This window comes from Paenibacillus sp. LK1 (assembly GCF_002750415.1).
Lineage (GTDB): Bacteria > Bacillota > Bacilli > Paenibacillales > Paenibacillaceae > Paenibacillus > Paenibacillus taichungensis.
Genome location: NZ_PEII01000002.1, coordinates 545,496 through 563,155 on the forward strand (window position 1 = coordinate 545,496; position 17,660 = coordinate 563,155).

Annotated in this window: 18 protein-coding genes and 1 riboswitch; of the genes, 4 read left to right on the forward strand and 14 right to left on the reverse strand. The window is 43.6% G+C overall.

Features of this window, described 5'->3' with window-relative positions:
- The first annotated feature begins 58 nt into the window (after positions 1-58).
- Positions 59-334, forward strand: coding sequence for a hypothetical protein (locus CS562_RS06115; RefSeq protein WP_099854359.1), 276 nt, complete (start codon positions 59-61; stop codon positions 332-334).
- Between the two features lie 169 nt (positions 335-503).
- Here the strand turns inward: CS562_RS06115 and CS562_RS06120 are convergent, their stop codons facing one another.
- A complete protein-coding gene (locus CS562_RS06120; protein ID WP_099854361.1) occupies positions 504-1,736 on the reverse strand; it encodes a cytochrome P450 in 1,233 nt (410 codons plus the stop codon).
- A 404-nt stretch (positions 1,737-2,140) separates the two neighbouring features.
- Here CS562_RS06120 and CS562_RS06125 point away from each other — a divergent pair, with 404 nt between their 5' ends.
- On the forward strand, positions 2,141-2,800 hold the full coding sequence (locus CS562_RS06125; RefSeq protein ID WP_099854363.1) for a hypothetical protein: 660 nt from the start codon (positions 2,141-2,143) through the stop codon (positions 2,798-2,800).
- Between the two features lie 64 nt (positions 2,801-2,864).
- Here the strand turns inward: CS562_RS06125 and CS562_RS06130 are convergent, their stop codons facing one another.
- Positions 2,865-3,470, reverse strand: coding sequence for a TetR/AcrR family transcriptional regulator (locus tag CS562_RS06130; protein WP_099854365.1), 606 nt, complete (start codon positions 3,468-3,470; stop codon positions 2,865-2,867).
- A 281-nt stretch (positions 3,471-3,751) separates the two neighbouring features.
- Here CS562_RS06130 and CS562_RS06135 point away from each other — a divergent pair, with 281 nt between their 5' ends.
- Positions 3,752-5,191, forward strand: a complete 1,440-nt coding sequence (locus CS562_RS06135) for a DHA2 family efflux MFS transporter permease subunit (protein ID WP_099854619.1) — start codon at positions 3,752-3,754, stop codon at positions 5,189-5,191.
- 174 nt (positions 5,192-5,365) lie between these two features.
- Here CS562_RS06135 and CS562_RS06140 read toward each other — a convergent pair whose 3' ends face one another.
- From CS562_RS06140 to CS562_RS06160, 5 genes are all read right to left on the reverse strand, one after another.
- Complete coding sequence (locus CS562_RS06140; protein WP_099854367.1) at positions 5,366-6,265, reverse strand: TetR/AcrR family transcriptional regulator; 900 nt, start codon at positions 6,263-6,265, stop codon at positions 5,366-5,368.
- A 49-nt stretch (positions 6,266-6,314) separates the two neighbouring features.
- Positions 6,315-6,848 (reverse strand): GNAT family N-acetyltransferase, encoded by a 534-nt coding sequence (locus CS562_RS06145; RefSeq protein WP_099854369.1) that lies wholly within the window; start codon positions 6,846-6,848, stop codon positions 6,315-6,317.
- A 43-nt stretch (positions 6,849-6,891) separates the two neighbouring features.
- A complete protein-coding gene (gene tenA / locus CS562_RS06150; RefSeq protein WP_099854371.1) occupies positions 6,892-7,563 on the reverse strand; it encodes a thiaminase II in 672 nt (223 codons plus the stop codon).
- A 121-nt stretch (positions 7,564-7,684) separates the two neighbouring features.
- Positions 7,685-7,783: riboswitch (TPP riboswitch) on the reverse strand.
- A 46-nt stretch (positions 7,784-7,829) separates the two neighbouring features.
- Positions 7,830-8,120 (reverse strand): hypothetical protein, encoded by a 291-nt coding sequence (locus CS562_RS06155; protein ID WP_099854373.1) that lies wholly within the window; start codon positions 8,118-8,120, stop codon positions 7,830-7,832.
- Between the two features lie 8 nt (positions 8,121-8,128).
- Positions 8,129-9,259 carry an NAD(P)/FAD-dependent oxidoreductase gene (locus tag CS562_RS06160; protein WP_099854376.1) on the reverse strand — a complete coding sequence of 377 codons (1,131 nt, stop codon included), beginning with the start codon at positions 9,257-9,259 and terminating at the stop codon, positions 8,129-8,131.
- Positions 9,260-9,468: 209 nt separating this feature from the next.
- Between CS562_RS06160 and CS562_RS06165 the strand changes: the two genes are divergently transcribed.
- Positions 9,469-10,284 (forward strand): AraC family transcriptional regulator, encoded by an 816-nt coding sequence (locus tag CS562_RS06165; protein ID WP_180287044.1) that lies wholly within the window; start codon positions 9,469-9,471, stop codon positions 10,282-10,284.
- Here CS562_RS06165 and CS562_RS06170 read toward each other — a convergent pair.
- From CS562_RS06170 to CS562_RS06200, 7 genes are all read right to left on the reverse strand, one after another.
- Positions 10,281-10,922: an HAD family hydrolase gene (locus CS562_RS06170; protein ID WP_180287045.1), complete on the reverse strand. Its 642-nt coding sequence runs from the start codon at positions 10,920-10,922 to the stop codon at positions 10,281-10,283. The two genes, CS562_RS06165 and CS562_RS06170, sit on opposite strands and share 4 nt — an antisense overlap.
- A gap of 47 nt (positions 10,923-10,969) precedes the next feature.
- On the reverse strand, positions 10,970-11,563 hold the full coding sequence (locus tag CS562_RS06175; RefSeq protein ID WP_099854382.1) for a DUF1349 domain-containing protein: 594 nt from the start codon (positions 11,561-11,563) through the stop codon (positions 10,970-10,972).
- Positions 11,564-11,628: 65 nt separating this feature from the next.
- On the reverse strand, positions 11,629-12,873 hold the full coding sequence (locus tag CS562_RS06180; RefSeq protein WP_099854384.1) for an MFS transporter: 1,245 nt from the start codon (positions 12,871-12,873) through the stop codon (positions 11,629-11,631).
- An 82-nt stretch (positions 12,874-12,955) separates the two neighbouring features.
- Positions 12,956-13,987: a zinc-dependent alcohol dehydrogenase gene (locus CS562_RS06185; RefSeq protein WP_099854386.1), complete on the reverse strand. Its 1,032-nt coding sequence runs from the start codon at positions 13,985-13,987 to the stop codon at positions 12,956-12,958.
- Positions 13,988-14,235: 248 nt separating this feature from the next.
- Positions 14,236-15,516, reverse strand: a complete 1,281-nt coding sequence (locus tag CS562_RS06190) for an aminotransferase class III-fold pyridoxal phosphate-dependent enzyme (RefSeq protein ID WP_076288377.1) — start codon at positions 15,514-15,516, stop codon at positions 14,236-14,238.
- A gap of 33 nt (positions 15,517-15,549) precedes the next feature.
- Positions 15,550-16,704 carry a glycosyltransferase family 2 protein gene (locus CS562_RS06195; protein WP_090949691.1) on the reverse strand — a complete coding sequence of 385 codons (1,155 nt, stop codon included), beginning with the start codon at positions 16,702-16,704 and terminating at the stop codon, positions 15,550-15,552.
- A gap of 334 nt (positions 16,705-17,038) precedes the next feature.
- On the reverse strand, positions 17,039-17,605 hold the full coding sequence (locus tag CS562_RS06200) for a TetR/AcrR family transcriptional regulator (RefSeq protein ID WP_099854388.1): 567 nt from the start codon (positions 17,603-17,605) through the stop codon (positions 17,039-17,041).
- Positions 17,606-17,660 lie beyond the last annotated feature (55 nt).

A 17,660-nucleotide genomic window follows, 5' to 3' on the forward strand; every position in this document is an offset into this window, starting at 1 on the left:
TATAACGAAGGCAATGAATAGATGTAATCTGCATTTCTTGTGAAAGGAAGTGTTATACGTGATAAGTGAACTCAATAGCTGGATCAGGCATATTGCTTCTAACTATATATTGATTATTACGGCAGCTGTTATTTTCTTCGCGATTAAGGCTGTGATCGGATTCTACACGTACAAACACTACAACAAACAATTGGACCATCTGCACCATAAAGTTGATCTTCTCATCAAGGAACAGCAGCTTTTAGCTCAGCAGTTCTCCCTTCCTAACGAAAACAGAGACATGATGCACAAAGAAGACCACTTCGAGTCTTCATCGCAACCTCCTCTAATGTGATCTTCTCTTCTCATATAATATTGTATAGTTACTGTTGTATGACCCTCTCTACTCTGTTATGTAAACATCTCAGAAAAAACTTGAACGATATACAAGCCGTAGATCAGATGTTTGTACACATCCAATCTACGGCTTTTGTTATTTGGACTGTATGATAGTTATCTTCTTCTTAATGAACAATCTTCACAGGCAAGTATGTCAGGGACTGGCCTGGAGCCGAGACGGTAAGGTTGTTTTCCAACTCAAATGACTCAACTGATTCGATGAAGGGTACTTTTTCTACAAATGCAGTCAAAGCAACGCTTAATTCCATTCTTGCCAGTGGAGCACCTAGACAGAAATGCGGACCATTCCCAAAGGTAAGGTGTTTTTTGTTATTGGGACGGTGAATGTTCAAATCGAATGGATTTTCAAATATTGTTTCATCCATATTCGCCGCACTCATCCAGCTGATAACGACATCCCCTTTTTTCAATTCTACACCCAAGAGATTATTATCTTTCTTAACGGTCCGATGTCGCTTGGCATTATGGAAGCGATAACGAAGCATCTCTTCCACCGCAAGTGGGATCAACTCAGGGTTCTCTCGTAATTGAACATACAAGTTGGGGTCATCATAGAGAAAAGAATAAAATGTACTGGAAACCATGTGACTAGTGGTTTCGATACCAGCCCCCAGCAAAAGCATCGTGGTTCGAACAACCTCATCGTCGGAAAATTTCTCGCCGTCCACATCCACTTTCAACAGGTCTGTAATGATATCGTCGCCAGGCTGAGACCGTTTCTGAACGACAATGGGATAAAGGAACTGATAATACTCCTGTGCCGCGACTTGCTTTTTCAGTTCCATTTCCTCTGCATTTTCTCTATTGGCGGGTTGAAACAGAATATCTACCCAGCTTTTGAAGCGGTGGCTGTCCTTCAGCGGTATGCCCAGCAAATCAGCCATAACCATGGAAGGCAATGGTGCTGCCAGAGCTTGTACGATGTCAACCGTTGTATTGAGTTCGATATCCTCCACCAGTTGCTTGGCAATGTTCCGAATACGCGGCTCCCAGTTTTTTAAACTGCGGGGGGTAAAAGCAGCAGAAAGCAACGAACGGCTTTTTTGATGACGCGGTGGATCTATGCTTGAAATATTCATTTTGTCCGGCGGTGTGCCTTCCTTGTTTTTCGCCCCAACAGAAATGGTTGTTCTTGATCCTTCGGATGAAAAATATTCATGATTGCTTAGTACCTGCTTGACATCGTCATATCTGAATACATTCCAGGTATCCGTACCCTCATGATAGTAAACAGGTTTTTCCGACAACATTTTCCGAAACCAGTGAAGTGGAAAAAACTCTTCCGATCTGGACTGAAAATTGGTTATATCGTGAACTCGAATCACTTCTTTGTACATCCAAACACCGCCTTAAAACTATTTTTATCCAGTGCAAAGAGGGATTTCTTCCATGTCTTTGATAATCATGCCACGGCGTCACTCCAGGTCTTCGTTTCCTTTTCATTCCTCCTTTGGTTGGCACATGAATTGACAGTTCAGCGCACAACCATTTTATACTAACCGTATATTATTTGGAATGAAACTTTTGAACTATATTCATATTTTGGATATTTTAAGGTGTATTTTTATACTAATAGTTCATTTATGACGAAAATTAAGTTCTTAACGGTTATAATACAGGATTACAGATAGGTAAGCATGAACATGTCTAAACCTAATACGTGGACCATATGGTTTACTATGGTATGCTTGAACACTAGACTCATTGTTTGCACATCGGGGTTTCTTTCGGGAGGGATAAAGTGAATTGGATACGTCCATTGAATAGCGGAGAATCTGTCTTTAAAGTTAAAAATAATCGCATTATCTACTTTGCAAAATTATCTATTCCACTAAATGCCCTTATCGCAGTTGGGAAAATACTTTTAGGGATTTTTACGCTCTCCTTCTTTTTATGCATTAACGCTTTTTATAATATCGGCATCGCTGTTGCCAAGTATCACGCAGCAAAAGCACATGAGGACTCGAATCTTGATGATTCCAGCCCGGAGGAAATCCTAAAAAAACAATACGCTGCATACCGATTTATAGGCAATATTGTGCTCGCTTCTAGTGCGGTGTACATCATTTATTGCAGTAAGTTATTATTTGTTACAGGCAGTAGAACACATTATCCTCACTATGTCGCCTTCATCATAGCTGCCGTCACTTTCACCGAAATCGCGGTTTCTCTAGGGGGCGCCATTATGGCGAGACGGAATAATGAACCGGTCATTGAAGCCATCAAACTGACGAACTTCTCTTCATCATTGATCTCACTTTCATTAACACAAACTGCGATCATGTCATTTTCATACAAAGGAGATCCCACCTTTTACAATGGACTGTCTGGCATTATTTTTGGTGCTCTGGCAGCACTCATCGGGCTGTATATGATATTACGAACTCCGACAGGAGCGTAGGCCGTTAAATTCTTAAAAAAACATCTGCGTAAGTTGATTCTGACTTTAGCTGGATGTTTTTTTGTTATATCAAGTCATTGTAAGAATAAGCACGAATTAAAGAGAACTGTTTGGCTAGAAAATGCGGTGCATAAGGCATATCATTGCGAAGCCAGGATACAATGGTCCCAATCAGGGCTGAGGAACTGTACCAGATGGCGATCTCCTTATGAATACCTGCTTGTTCAAGTGTGCTTCCCAATTCCAAACTTTCGATCTTGGCTGAAACAAGTTTCGTTAGCAATTTCAATAGTCTCTCCGTAAAAATGGGGGTTCTTCTTGACGCGAGAACGACGCGATAGAATTTGGAGTGGTCAGCAAAGTGTTCAAGCAATTTCACTAGAACTGGCCAACCATCATCTTTGGCAGCATCTTCAAATTGAGGAGCATGTTCGTCCACAATCCGTTCAATGTGCTCAATCATCTCATCCGCCATTTTCTCCATCATGTCTGTGATATCCCGATAATGCAGATAGAAGGTCACGCGGTTGATCGTCGCTCGTTCTGCAATCCGATTGACGGATAGTTTCTCGATGTCCATTTCCTGCAATAGATCTACAAAAGCATCACGAATCAACTGTCTTGTACGAAGTATACGAGGATCTGTAGCAGACTTTTTTTCGTTCTTCATGCAAAATCACTCCTCAAATTTTAAAAATTACAATTTTAAATGATCAGTCGTTTATTCCCGAATTAGACGACATATTTTATTTTTTCGTAAAATAAGCAACGAAAATACCCAAAATCGTAAATTGTAATCTCCGGGAATATGTATATAATTCAATAAATACAATGTAAACTATACAACACGTTGTAAATTTAGTCACGTGTGGATTGAAAGGATGGAATGGATTGAGTCAGGCTAGATTAAAAGAAAAAGATGATGTAAAAAAGGGCCCCATACTGTTTGTTATGATTTTGGGTGCATTTCTTGCCACATTGAATCAAACCGTTATGAGCGTGGCAACTCCGGAGCTGATGGGGGATTTTAATATCTCAGCAGCAACAGCCCAATGGTTTACGACAGGCTACATGCTGGTGAATGGTGTACTCATTCCTGTCACGGCCTATTTCATGCAACGCTTTTCGACACGGCAATTATTTCAAGCTTCGATGTTTATTTTCCTCATCGGTACGATTATATCTGCCCTTGCGAGTAATTTCGGTACATTGTTGACAGGACGTATGGTTCAAGCAGCTGGTGCTGGTATTATCATGCCATTGTTGATGCATGTCATTCTAACCCTGTTCTCTCCTGAGAAAAGGGGAGCAGCGATGGGTATGGTCGGTTTTGCCATCATTTTCGCTCCAGCGATTGGGCCAACCCTTGCTGGATATATTCTTGAAAACTACACATGGCAAACGATGTTTTACGGAATGATCCCACTAACCGTTATTGTTATTGGTTTTGCGTTTGTATATCTCAAAAATGTATCGGAACGAATCAAACTCAAGTTCGACACACTCAGCGTGTTGCTGTCCACAATTGGATTTGGTGCATTGCTGTATGGTTTCAGTCGGGCGGGAAGTCTGGGATGGTCAAGCGCAGAAGTCATCATATGCCTTGCAGCAGGAGTAATTGCTCTTGGACTGTTCACATGGAGACAGCTCGCGTCTACAAATCCGCTGCTCGATCTGCGTGCTTTCAAGTATAATATGTTCTCACTGACCACGGTCATTAATATCGCGATCACGATGATCATGTATGCTGATATGATGTTGCTTCCTTTATACCTCCAAAATGCACGGGGTTACACGGCATTGGAGTCCGGATTATTGTTGCTTCCAGGGGCGCTTGTCATGGGCTTCCTGATGCCAATAACAGGTAGATTGTTTGACCGGTTTGGCGCAAAATGGCTGGCAATTATCGGGATGGTTATCACGATCGTAACCACTATTGGTTTCATCGATCTAACCGATTCTACAAGTTATACTTACCTTGTCTTAATGTCAACAGGTCGCCGAATTGGTATGGCCTTGCTCATGATGCCTATCCAAACGGCAGGTTTGAATCAACTGCCTCCAAGACTTGGGCCGCATGGTACAGCGATATCCAACACCGTCAGACAAGTAGCTGGCGCTGTGGGTACTTCATTGCTCGTAAGTGTAATGACTAGTCGCACAACGGCACATGTACAGGACATGGTGGCAACGGGTGCAGCCAAAGGTTTAACCCAGCAACAGTTGGGAATGGAATCCATGATCCAGGGAATTAATGATGCTTATGTTGTCATTATCGGCATTGCCGTTCTCGGATTGCTACTTTCCTTCTTCATCAAACGTACCAAACAAGCGACGGAGGAAGACTCCAAGCAGCCTGTAAGACAAAAAGTCTCGATGAATACAAATTAAGAACAACATTTACATGAATTAGATCATTTAGAGCCTATGTATCTTATATAAAAAGCGGCAGATCAGGACCCTAAGCTTTACGTCCAATCTGCCGCTTTTTTTGTGTATTACAAATGAACAGAAACCTCTGCACTTCAGTGAGAACCGCTGCGCTAACGTGTTCTATTTCGTGTTCTATTTCGTTTTCTCCATCGGAACCTGCCTGATTTGTTCAAGATATAAGCCGCAGTCTTTGACAATTCTGCTAGCTTCGCAATTCATAGAAGACGATTCAAATTCCGTTTGAAACGCCTGCAGCGTTACTTCCAACATGGAAATATTGATCTCTTTCTGCTCGACTAAAGCAAGCAGTCCTTTGGTCAGTTCTTTCGCTTTAATAGATACTTCCGAGTGGAGAATAGAATGACTGAATTTTTGAAGACCAGCAATCAGATTGTTTTTATCCACCGCAATTTCTTTGGAATCAGGAGCGATCACCAACAGACTTGGAAAATCAACAATATGCTCTTGCCTTTCCAGCATGGAACGAAGCAAAATTTCAATGTAGTTCAGGATTTTGGGCACAAGATGGTTCCAATTCGGTTGGGCAAGATGGAAGTTTCTCCACATATTCGAGATTTGATGGATCATGCCAAAACCAAAAATAGCCCCTTCATAAGCAAAGGGTTTTAATTCTTCACCAAATACCTGTACCAGTCGTTCAGATAACCAATTTAACTGCGTACGAGTCAAGTTCTCTAGATTGCATTCTCCAGAGTAGAAGCCTGTCCAGAATAGCTCCACAACAAGCTTTTTTTCCGGCAAAATCATCGGCACCATAATTTGATCTACCAGTAAGTCAAAATCGGATGCATAGCTTTGGCTCTCCAAATCTTTGCGAATCATCATATCTTCCTGTACACGCTGCTCCAGAATAGCAAGAATACAATCATCCTTGGAACCAAAGAATTTATAAAATGTTCCTTTGGACACACCTGACTCGTCTAGGATCATCTGTATAGAGGTGTTGGTTACTCCATGTTTCTCAAAGAGCACAAGTGCTGAGTCCAATAACATTTGTTTCCGTTTATTCATAAGTTCCCCCTGGATGATTTAGGTGGTTCACGTTACGGTATTCAACAATCTACTGCAAATCCACTGCAAACATCACATGTTCCTTCCAACTTCCCTTGATTTTAATATTCTGGCGGTCCGTTTCCTGGAAGCCCGCTTTACGCAACACTCGAATTGATCCGGCATTGTCGGGAAGTGCACCTGCCTCCACTCGTTTTATTCCCGCTTCATTCATAGCAAAATCCAGTGCTAGCCGAAGGGCATCGCTCATGTATCCCTTGCCATTCTGCACTTGATCTAGCACATAACCAACAATCCATTTGGCTGTGGAATCCAGTTCAAGTTCGAACAGAGAAATCTCTCCAATGAGCTCATGTGTATTGTTCAGGAAGATTCCAAAAGAGTAACGTTTCCCTTCTTCCCTGGCCTTGTTCCAACCTTCGAGAAGTGCAACTTGACCCTCCAGTGTATAAAACGTCTCCGATCGTTCACTTGCCGATATCTCTTCGAAAACAGCCCGGTTACGGAACTGCAAATCCAGCAATGTCGGCGCGTCCTCCACGTTCAAAAATCGCAAATAGATACGTTCCTCACGATTGTCCATCTGTATGTTCATCCTTATCTCTGGTTGTAGTAGATTGCATTCATCACAAGTACGAGAGTTGCCGTTTATACGACATATCCCAGAACAGATATTCAAATTCAACACTTCTTCTGAATATGTCTTCTATGGCCTCCAGCTCCAGCTCGGTTTTATGTTCACATAATGCATCCAGTGTATCATAGAACCATTCAAATGAGTCGCGGAAATCATCACTTGCATAATTTTCGATCCAGGTCTGATAGAAATTGCCCTCTAATGAATCTCGATATTGTTCTTTTAATCTTGTAGCATAGTCGTAATACGTCCACGCACAAGGGAAAATGACGGCGATGATTTCGGCAACCCCACCTGTTTGTGCAACACTCATCATATTCGACGTATACGCCTTGTTGTATAGAGAGGGTTTGACAGCATGATTTTCATCCAGCGCAATCCCAAATTCATTCATATACTTTCGATGCAAATCCATTTCTTCGTACAGAATAGCGTGTTGAATCACCGTAAAGTTCGTCATCAATTTTTCATCTGTCGCCTTCACCGCACCCATGGCAAAAATCTTCGCATATTCAATCAGATATGTATAGTCCTGAAGAAGATAAAACTTAAACGCTTCCCGATCCAGTGTGCCTTTCCCCATTTCGTGTAAAAAAGGATGGTTGTATCCATCTTCCCATACGGTTCTGGACTTATCTTTTAACGTTCTTGAAAATGACATGATCATTTCTCCTTTTATTAAAATTATAATGTCCCCGCTTCACATCCAGCTATCGCGTTCTGTCCTCTAAAATGCAGACCAAAAAGCCCTTGTCCTATTTTCGGCAAGGGCAAAATAACATGAGTACATGTTATTTGCTCCCTACGTCAGTATTAACTAACAGGTTCAAAGGGTCAGGTTTTAACCTTCTCAACTGCGAACAGTCCCCCTGCAAATAGCTCAGGCTTATTACAACATGTGTTTTTCCAAATGTCAATCCATTCCTATTAATCTTCAAGTTCCCCTAAATCTTCTTGCAAGTCTTTAAGTCGGGTCCGGATATCTTTAATCATACCTTGCAATTTGTTTAACTCATCGACCCATTTTTTCTCATTAGAGACGTCCGTTGCTGAAGTTGAATGATACCCGGGAGACGTTCTTAACTGATCTAAATCCGATTCGTATGCCCGCCGCTTTTCCTCAGCTTTTGCCAATTCCTCCTCTGCGATGGCAATCTGATGCTCCAGATAGATGATGTCTGAGGAGTAGCCGTGAGTTAAGCGCTGTGAATACGTCATAGTTCACCTCAATTCTGATCATTCATTGCTTTTCCAAGGTCATATGGCTGAATATCGATATCCAAATCCATACCCAAAGCCAATTTGGCCAGTTGACTGCCAATAAAAGGCCCCATCGTTAGCCCAGACGCTCCAAGCCCGTTAGCTGCGATCAAGCCATTCCAACCTGGAACAGCACCCATTACCGGAAGAAAACCTGGAGTAAATGGACGAAAACCTACTCTTACTTCCTGAAACGTGCTATCAGCTAAACCGGGAGCCAGTTCCAATCCTTTATTCAAAATTTCCTGCATTCCGCCTGCGGTTACTCTTGTATCGTATCCTTCAATATCATTTTCGTGAGTCGCTCCGATCACAATCTTCTGTTGATCAAAGGCTAACAGATATTGATCCGAAGGAGGCATGACTACAGGCCAGTTCTCAGTGTCCTTTCGATCGTGAACCTGCAAGTGCATAATTTGCGCCTTCTGATAATGAACCTTAAAATCAATGCCCAAGGGCTTCAACAGTTCATTAGCCCAAGCGCCGGCACACACGATAACCTCGTCAGCCGATATGACTTTACCGTCCACAACCACTCCAGTCACTCGGTCCGATTCATATTGAAGTGTCGCGTCCCCATGAATCAGGACCGCTCCATTTCGTTGAGCCGATCGGATTAAGGCATCACGAAGCGCACGTCCATCGATACGCGCAGCACCACTGATGTAGACGGACTGAAAGCTCTCCTCCAGAAGAGGAAAACGCTCATGAGTTTCTTTTGCATCTAGACGGGTAATATCGGCAATCTCCGGTGCATCTTCTTTACGAAGGTGTGCCCTCTCCTGCATCTTGTTGATTTTGTCCACATCCGTATGAATACTAAGAGCACCCACTTGAGCGTAACCCGTTTCTGTTTCCCCTTCACTCTTGAGTTCTTCAATCAAGCCGGGATAAAAACGTGCACCCGCTTTGGCAAGCTGATACCAATCCTGATTACGGCGCTGAGATAACCAGGGACAGATGATCCCGGCAGCAGCATCCGTAGCCTGCCCTCGATCTTTCCGGTCTATAAGAAGAACTTCCGCACCCCGTTTAGCCAATTGATACGCTGTGGAAGCCCCAAGAATTCCTGATCCTACGACGATGACTTTCTTCATGACTGCATCCCTTTCCTAAATCACTGTAACCATTATAACGCATACTGCTTGGTGTGATAATGGCAAGGCATCGACATTATGATACGTGTTCCTAAAAGGTTTTCGATAAAATGTTATTTATGTAATATAATTCAAATCAGGTTTCTTTTAACGCTGTATCCACGCCATTTACGCACACGACCTTTAACGAAATGAGGAAAAACACAACGATGCCGAAACCTAGTATGGGGAATTCACTGGATCCCGATATGCCGCTTATGATTACAGGTCAAAATCAGCTGACCGTAGATGAATTAATGAATTGGAACGGCCATTCACGGGATTACAGTATTGTGCAGTGTATCGGGGGAACAGGGAAAATCGCTGCCCAAAATCATGAGTTTTCAATTCGGGAAGGAATAGCTCTTATTATGTTTCCGGAGGTAACATATCGTTACGACAATCTGAGTGATTCATTGTTGTTCAATTGCCTGTCCTTTAATGGCTATTTGTTGCCCCGGTTTCTGCATACCTTGCAGATCGGGGAGCTGCGCGCCTTCAAGCCGGATGGAATGCTTCATATCCTGTTGCATGAAATAACGTTGGCGCTACAGTCCCGGCACAAGGATCAAATCTGGCACGTATCCGCATTGCTGTACATGCTTCTGGTCAGGTTAACGATTGATGGCGATCGTTATGGTGCTTATGAACGCTCGGATGCCCGATTAAAGCTGGGCGGACTGGTTACTTTTATCAAGCAAAATTATGATCAGGATATCTCGCTCTCCATGCTGGCTCAGCAAATGAACGTCACCGAACAGCATTTAAATCGGATATTCAAAAAGGAATTCCAAATGACTCCGCTTGATTATCTGACACGATATCGGTTATTGAAAGCCAAGGAAATGCTCGTCCATGATGCTGGGATAACGGCACACGAGATTGCTCGGGCTGTCGGTTTCAACAGCGCCAGTTATTTTGGATCCGTTTTCAAGAAATATGAAGGAATCTCTCCTATTGAGTTACGCAAGCAATACCAGGGTTAAAGAACTTCCATCGTGATCTCTGCCAGCGAGGTTAACCGCAGATCATACTTCGAGAATTCCAGATTACGCGTTACCTCGTTAGGCACAATGACACAGCGAATCCCCGCCGCTTTGGCTGCCTTCAGTCCATTCGGCGAGTCTTCAAACACAACCGCTTCGGATGCTCCGATCCCGAGACTCTCCAGGGCAAGCAGATACAATTCCGGGTCCGGTTTGACCCGCTTGACGTCCTCAGCTGTATGAATAACATCGAATAGTTCGAAAATGCCGAGTGTACGTAAATAACCATGAACCCAATCCCGGGTAGAGCTGGAAGCAACGGCAAGTTGAATTCCCTTTTTACGGGCAGACTGGAGCAACTCATGCACGCCTGGAAGAATTGCTGCCTGTCCAAGGTATGCTTCGTATTTCTGTTCAGAAAGCAGCTTGATATGATCGTGATCGATCGGTTTTTGCAGCGCTTGCTCCAGATATAGAAAAGGATGAAATTCTTCAAACGATGTCCCTACATTTTTCGACCAAAGCTCCAGCCCAAGTTCAAGTCCATGCTCTTTATAAATATCGCGAAAAGCATAGAACCAAGGTGTCTCCGTGTCCACAATCAGTCCATCAAAATCCAAAATAAAAGCTTTTACCATTCCGCTTTTCTCCCTCCAATGATCAACCGATTGGCAGGGAGATGGGCTTAGAAGCGTGCAGTCACATCCGGACGGGTAACATTCATCGATAAAAAGTGACAGGTGCATCCCGTTCCGGTTGGTGACTGTCCAACAACTCCAGCCCGAATCTCCCCCTCTATCGGCATGCCGAAATATCTAATTAATTTCCACTCCACCCCATCGGGTGAATAAAAGAATGAAATGCAGTCTTCCACTTTGCGTATGCGCAGATAAGGATTGGTTACGGGAACTTCAACCGAATTGCAATCATCGGATGAACCTTCCTTCGTTACTACCGACACAATGGTAGCTGCTTTTCCATCATACTCAAAACAAAGCTTGCACCAGTTTCGCTCATCTGCCATCACCATCAAACATCCGGAATCATACTGATGTTTCATGTCCACGGTTAGCTGGGTCGTCATTTCAAAATCGTTAGGCACCGGCATCGAAAGAAATGGCGCGGTTGCACGGATGTGTTTACCCGCTGGGTCCTGGAAAAAGTCCGTATCAGCCTGAGCTTCTACAATTAGAACTCCTTGATCGGTATAAGACCAGGTCTTCGGCTCATTAATCCAGTTCATTTGGTTTCTTGTTTCTGTTGCAAATACGTTTGTCATTTCTATGCCTCCCAGGTTCATTTTCTGTATTATATATTCGTTTCATATACAGAAAACCCCTTCTCCTACATATTTTTGTAAGTACTGATTACCTGGGAGTGTTTCTGGGGATCAGGGAGGAATAACATGATGACCATGAGTACGATATAAAGTACAAGAATGACACTGAATAACAGCACGGGGTTATAGTGATACAGCAGCCCTGTCAGGTAACCTGATGGAATCGCTGTTAACGTCATGACGGTCTGCACTGCCGAGAACATATCCGCTTTTTCATGTGTACCCAATCGGTTCATAAGCAGTGAGTCCCGATACGTTTGCAAGATGAAATTGCCTGCCGCCAGTACAATTAGAGTCAGAAATAACATGGCTATATTCCCCACAGGTATCAACAGAAAAAGTATTGCCCCCACTGTACTTAAAATGATCGAGAAACTGACATACTTTTCTTCTGAACGCCGTTTCAGACGCGGGATAATGACTAAATACAAGAGCATGACGGTTACAGCGGTGACGACCGGGATAAATGAAATAATCTGATCATTGAATTTTAACTGTTCCTTGAAAAAAATCACCTGAAAAAAGTTCAACTGCAGGATCAAATTGGAAAGCACCGTGATGAGAATAATCGGTAAAAGCCTCCGTTTGTAGAACGATTTGCCGAAAAGTCGCAGACTGGAAGCTAGACTCTGAATCACCCGGGTTTGGCTATGCATTCCCATAAGTTCCTTCCCTACTTTGGTCTCATCCGTATACCGGTTGCGAATGAAGAACATTACGGTCATGAGAATGCCACCGACAAAATAAATACTGGCTAGTGTTGGCACAATGCCAAAATCGGCAATCACTACCCCCGCGATCGGTGTCAGTACTCCAGCACCAGTAATGATCATGTTGAGAATGGCGAATACCTTGGATCGCTTGTGTTCCTCAACATCCTCAATAATTAGACAGTTGAAGGAAACCGTCACAAATTTGGAGGTTGCATTCAGCAAGTAAGCGATCAGAAACAACCAAAAGTTCTGGGAGAAAGCCCAGATGAACATAGGAACACTCCAGGCAATCAAATCAAAAATCAGTGTTGTTCGCTTGCGACCCAGCTTATTCGTGATTGAACCCGCAAATAACTGAAATATAAAGGCAAAATAAAGATTCACCGAATTGATCAAACCAATTTCAATATCCGAAAGTCCGGCTTCCTTCATATATAAGGGAGCATAAAAAAGAACAATCGTGCCCGGAATGGCCCATACCGGTTCAAGTAAGATGGAGTACCGCGGATTTCTCGGCAAATCCTGTAGCAGCTTCAATCGATATCTCCCCCTTTTCTGCGGTGTTTCACCGCTGCGAATTCCTGCTTTTCGCAGCGGCAAAACCGCTGATTCTACATGCTTACAAGATCAGAGCTGTTTTAACCGAATTCATGGGCAATTTCTCTCCGGTACGCAGATGATACCCGATTGTCCCATTGAATGCCTGTTCATAATCACTCAGCAGTTCCGTAGAGGTAACCATTTGCTCCAGTTCCGGAATACTTTGTGCAAATTTCAATGCTGTACTGATCATCGAGTGATTAGCTACCGCACCAATGATACTAATACCATCATTAATTACGGCAGTTGATTTGAACGTCACCTCATAGCTGTCGTCATAACCCATAGGAATGATCTTGCCACCTTTGGCAATCATCTCAAATCCCACATGAAGCTGGTTACCAACCGCGTCCACTACAATATCAAACTTCTTGTTATTATTGATCTCGTATACTTTATCGAGCGTCAGTTCCTGAGGATAGAACACATGATCCGCGATCTCTGAAGCGAACTCTTTGCGGAATGGATCAACTTCCGTGCCTACAGTAAGCCTTGCCAATCGTTTGCTCACAAGCTGACACAGAGAACCGATTGCACCAGAACCGAGGACCAGTACAGAGTCACTTGGCTTAGTCCCTGCTTTCATGAACGTCTGAAGTACACATCCCAGTGGTTCGATCATCATGGCCGTTTCCCAGCTCATGGAATCCGGGATGGCATAGATATACTTTTCGTCCCCAACAAAATATTCAGCAAAGGTTCCATGTGTCGTCATCCCTACTTGATAGTCATCAAAATTCTCGCAGTAGATGAACAGTCCTTCGCGGCAATAGGAGCAGGTACCGCAAGATTGCGTGGGATCAACCAATACCCGATCACCTACCTTGAAACCGCGAACTTCGTCGCCAACCTCAATCACTGTACCTACACCTTCATGACCAATAATCGTTCCTTTATTCGCCGGCACTTTGCCTTTGACAATATTCAGGTCTGTACCGCAGATGCCTGAACCATAGATTTTAATTTTTACCTGGTTTGGCTTTTGTATAGTTGGCTCCTCAATATCCTGGTAAGTCACCTGTTTAAGATCCTGATATACGAGTGCTTTCATTGAATATTCCTCCTAGTCGATGTTTGATATAAGTTGAAATAAAGATTTTACACAATCCACTCCGATGACAGAACAACCTTCCAATCGTTGTTATCCCCAGATTTTTTAATTCCTTTTTTTAAAGGGGGAAATCCGGGATAAAGGCGACCGCTCCGCTTTTTCAGGTTTATTCTGTCCTCTCCGTTCACGTGTAAATGAATAGTTCAACTAATATAATTTGAATAAAATTTTAAACGTTTTCGTAAATCTCAATTCGAAAAGTGTTCCTGTTTCAGAACTTCTTTCCAGTCGGATAGTGTCTGCAAAAGCGCTTCTTCCACCCACAATAATTCTTCCCGGGTATGAGCATCAGAGAAAATAAAGTACCCTTTGGTGAATATTCCGAAGTGGGCCATTCGTTTGACCATAAACTCACGGAAAGGATCGGTATGAAAGTTTTCCTCCGAAATAGAGCTAATGGAGAAACTCGCATAGGTACCCTTCAGCACCAATTGATCGGTTAATCCAAGAAGTACGAGTTCAGCTTCAATCAGATCCATAATCCGAATAGTAGCCTCGCGCCAGCTAGGCCATACTTTAGCGCTTTTCATCAATCTCTCACATGCAATCGCTGCCGCGAGTGCAGTAGTCTCGCTGGAATGGGCGTTGCTGAATCTGACCTGTCCTGATAATGACATCAGATGTTCTGGTCCCATTACGGCTGCGAGTGGCAGTCCATTCGCCATGCCTTTGGAAATGCAGAGCAGATCCGGCCAGATATCATACTCCCCAGCTGTAGCTTGCTTGCCCATTCGAATACCGGAGGTGACTTCATCAAATATGACAATGATATCCAATGACCGACATAGGGATACAACTTGCGCCAACGGCTCACGTTTCCATTCATTTGGACAAAGAACAATGCAGGCGATATCCTCGGGAGAGGATTGGATTTGGGCCTCGATACGCTCTGGTGAGGGCTTATCTATCCAGATTGTTGTGCGTTCGATATCCACGGGGATGCCTCGTTCTTTCGTTTCGCGGCCATAGTACCCATAGGCAGACCAGTCATGCCACCCATGATAGGCCGTCGCGATGACCCTGCTTTTGCCACTTCCCGCACGAGCCAGACGTACGGCTCCACTGACTGCATCGGCGCCACTTTTGGTGAATCGCAATGAGGGGTAGCGGCCCTCAAACCGTTCCAAAATCAATTCAGCGCATTCAAGTTCAATGTCAGCAGGAATCGAATAACTTGTCCCTTTTTTCAGCTGATGGATGATGGTCAGTTGAACTTCATGCCGCGCATGTCCCCATGGCGCCGTACCCATGGCCATCTCACAATCCAACCATTCATTTCCATCGATATCTATAAAACGGGAATTGCGTGCCTCTGCGCAGCATACGGGTGTATATCCCGGAAATAATCGTTCTGGTGCTTTCGCTAACGTACTGCATCCGCTCGGAATAACCTTTTCGACATGTTCCAACCACTCCAGATTCCGTGTAAACCTTACGGCACGATCAAGCGTGCTCTCTTTTGATTTCACCTTTGGTTCCTCCCTGTTTACTTGGTTTGTGAGTTAGCGAACTTTGGAGCCTGGCCAGCAGCCATCATATATGCGATCCATGGTGATAACATTGCCATACAGATCAATAATCAGATCTTTAGCCCGATGAGCATGTCTCATCTCGATCCAGTAACGGTTTTCCAACAACCGGGCGAAATTGTCCACCAGAAACAATAATCGGTTCTCGCTATGAATCAGCTCCTTGCCCAGAACCTGCGGCAGCCAGATAGCTCCATTAGAGTTAAAGCGGTTGGAATAGTCACGTACCTCAGCAACAGGTGCAATGTCAGCTTCCTCCAGCTTGGTCCAGAACGTATCCGCGTCACTGCGAACTTCTGCAAGATCGATACCAACGATCGGCAGATGCTGATATTCACTCTGGCTATCCAGCTGTTCTTTCAGATGACCGAATACGAATGGCCAAACATCGGCCTCAATTTCCCCACCCCACTTTTTCCAGAAACGTGCCAGATTGTTTTTACGGTTGAAGTTGCGATGAATGCCACTGCTCCGTTCCCAGTGATAGGCGAGAATATTCGGATTAATGACCGTATCATATCCGGCTGCCCGTGCTCGCATCTGATAATCAAAATCCTCATATCCGTTAAAGAACTTTTCATCCAGCTCGCCTACCGTTTCATACACTTCCCTCTTCATGCCGAACATGGCGAATACGACAAGCTGAACTGAAAATGTTTCCTTCGGAATGTCTTCAGGCGAAGCGTTCAGAAATAAGTGGCGACCAATTGTATCGGCAAATGCAATACCACAATGCTGCACACCTCCCGTTTGCGGATAGAGCAGAACACCGCCAATCATACCGATCGTAATGTCGCTGTCCATCGTCTCTTTCATCATGGATTGCCAGTTCGGTTGAAGGATCGTATCGGAATCCAGGAAGAAAATATAATCTCCCTCTGCTCGCCGAAGCGCGCTATTGATTGATACGGCACAACCAAGTGGAAAATCATGCTGAAGAATTTCAATCGTTACACCTTCTCTAACCTCTTGTTTCAGTTTCTCCAAATGCTGTAAGACAGCAGAACCGGAACCATCGTTGATAAAAATGATTTGAGTGGACGGGCTTACGGTCCGTAACAATGAGTCCGTGAACAGGTTCAAAATGTTATAGTCCTGGTTAACTGGCACAATAATGGTGTAAAGCATGGAATCCCTCCTGTTGGATATGATGGAATGCGTGCAAAAGCGAGTTGAAACGGTATCGCGTTCAGTGCAGATTATCGACCTCCTTGTCGCAAATTCACTGTCTTAATTTGGTAATGATTTGAATCTACTAGAAATTTATATCATTTTTTGTAAGTTTTAAATCTTAAATTCTGAACTCTGTTAAAATATGAATATGTACCGAAAAGAAAATATGCGCCTTTCAAGAATCGCTGATAGCTCTCCACGCAAAAAAACACCTCCAAAGTGAGTCCGTATCCAATGACACGACCGACTCCACAATGGGGTGTTATATTGCATTTATTATATGTTGTTCTTATCTGGCCCTAAAGCCGTGATAGAACGTATCCACAACTAGCGAAGCTGCTGATTTACGAGCAATGTCACCACTTACAACCTGCTGCCACGTCAGAAACAAGATAGAATAAAGCACATCTACAATCCAGTTTTTATTGACATCCTGACGAAAGTAATTCTTTTGCTGCAACATGCTGACCGCATGCAGTATAGGTTCTCTCAGCTTCAAATCTGCTCCCTCAATCTCAGGATTATAGTGTATAGCTGCGTCATGAGTAAGGAAAAATATTTTATCCCCTAACGGAATGAGCACTTCAATCAGTTCCGGAATATACGTTTCACAGTTTTCCTCATCCAAATGAATGTTTTGCATGGCCTCACTGACCACCTCGATCGCACGCAAGCCCAGATAAACCATTAATTGTTCGCGACTCTCCACGTATCGATGCAGGGTTGCAATACCAATTTTCGCAGATTCTGCGATATCATTCATGGATGCGTTGGGCTTTTCAATCAGCAGTTTGGTTGCTTCGTCCAGAATGGAATTAAGTCTCATTTGCTTCATCGATGTCATTTCTTTTTTCAACGGGTTTACACCTCTTGGGGAATATATTCAATAAATTGATTCAATGAACCATCAT

Excerpts from the sequence above, each read along its gene's own strand:
- CS562_RS06145 (WP_099854369.1), bottom strand. The coding sequence starts at position 6,848 with ATGGACAATCGTGAGGAACGTATCTATTTGCGATTTTTGAACGTGGAG.
- CS562_RS06175 (WP_099854382.1), bottom strand. The coding sequence starts at position 11,563 with ATGACAAACGTATTTGCAACAGAAACAAGAAACCAAATGAACTGGATT.
- CS562_RS06135 (WP_099854619.1), top strand. The coding sequence starts at position 3,752 with ATGATTTTGGGTGCATTTCTTGCCACATTGAATCAAACCGTTATGAGC.
- CS562_RS06130 (WP_099854365.1), bottom strand. The coding sequence starts at position 3,470 with ATGAAGAACGAAAAAAAGTCTGCTACAGATCCTCGTATACTTCGTACA.
- CS562_RS06195 (WP_090949691.1), bottom strand. The coding sequence starts at position 16,704 with ATGCTTTACACCATTATTGTGCCAGTTAACCAGGACTATAACATTTTG.
- tenA (WP_099854371.1), bottom strand. The coding sequence starts at position 7,563 with ATGTCATTTTCAAGAACGTTAAAAGATAAGTCCAGAACCGTATGGGAA.
- CS562_RS06185 (WP_099854386.1), bottom strand. The coding sequence starts at position 13,987 with ATGAAAGCACTCGTATATCAGGATCTTAAACAGGTGACTTACCAGGAT.
- CS562_RS06165 (WP_180287044.1), top strand. The coding sequence starts at position 9,469 with ATGCCGAAACCTAGTATGGGGAATTCACTGGATCCCGATATGCCGCTT.
- CS562_RS06120 (WP_099854361.1), bottom strand. The coding sequence starts at position 1,736 with ATGTACAAAGAAGTGATTCGAGTTCACGATATAACCAATTTTCAGTCC.
- CS562_RS06155 (WP_099854373.1), bottom strand. The coding sequence starts at position 8,120 with ATGACGTATTCACAGCGCTTAACTCACGGCTACTCCTCAGACATCATC.
- CS562_RS06140 (WP_099854367.1), bottom strand. The coding sequence starts at position 6,265 with ATGAATAAACGGAAACAAATGTTATTGGACTCAGCACTTGTGCTCTTT.
- CS562_RS06160 (WP_099854376.1), bottom strand. The coding sequence starts at position 9,259 with ATGAAGAAAGTCATCGTCGTAGGATCAGGAATTCTTGGGGCTTCCACA.
- CS562_RS06170 (WP_180287045.1), bottom strand. The coding sequence starts at position 10,922 with ATGGTAAAAGCTTTTATTTTGGATTTTGATGGACTGATTGTGGACACG.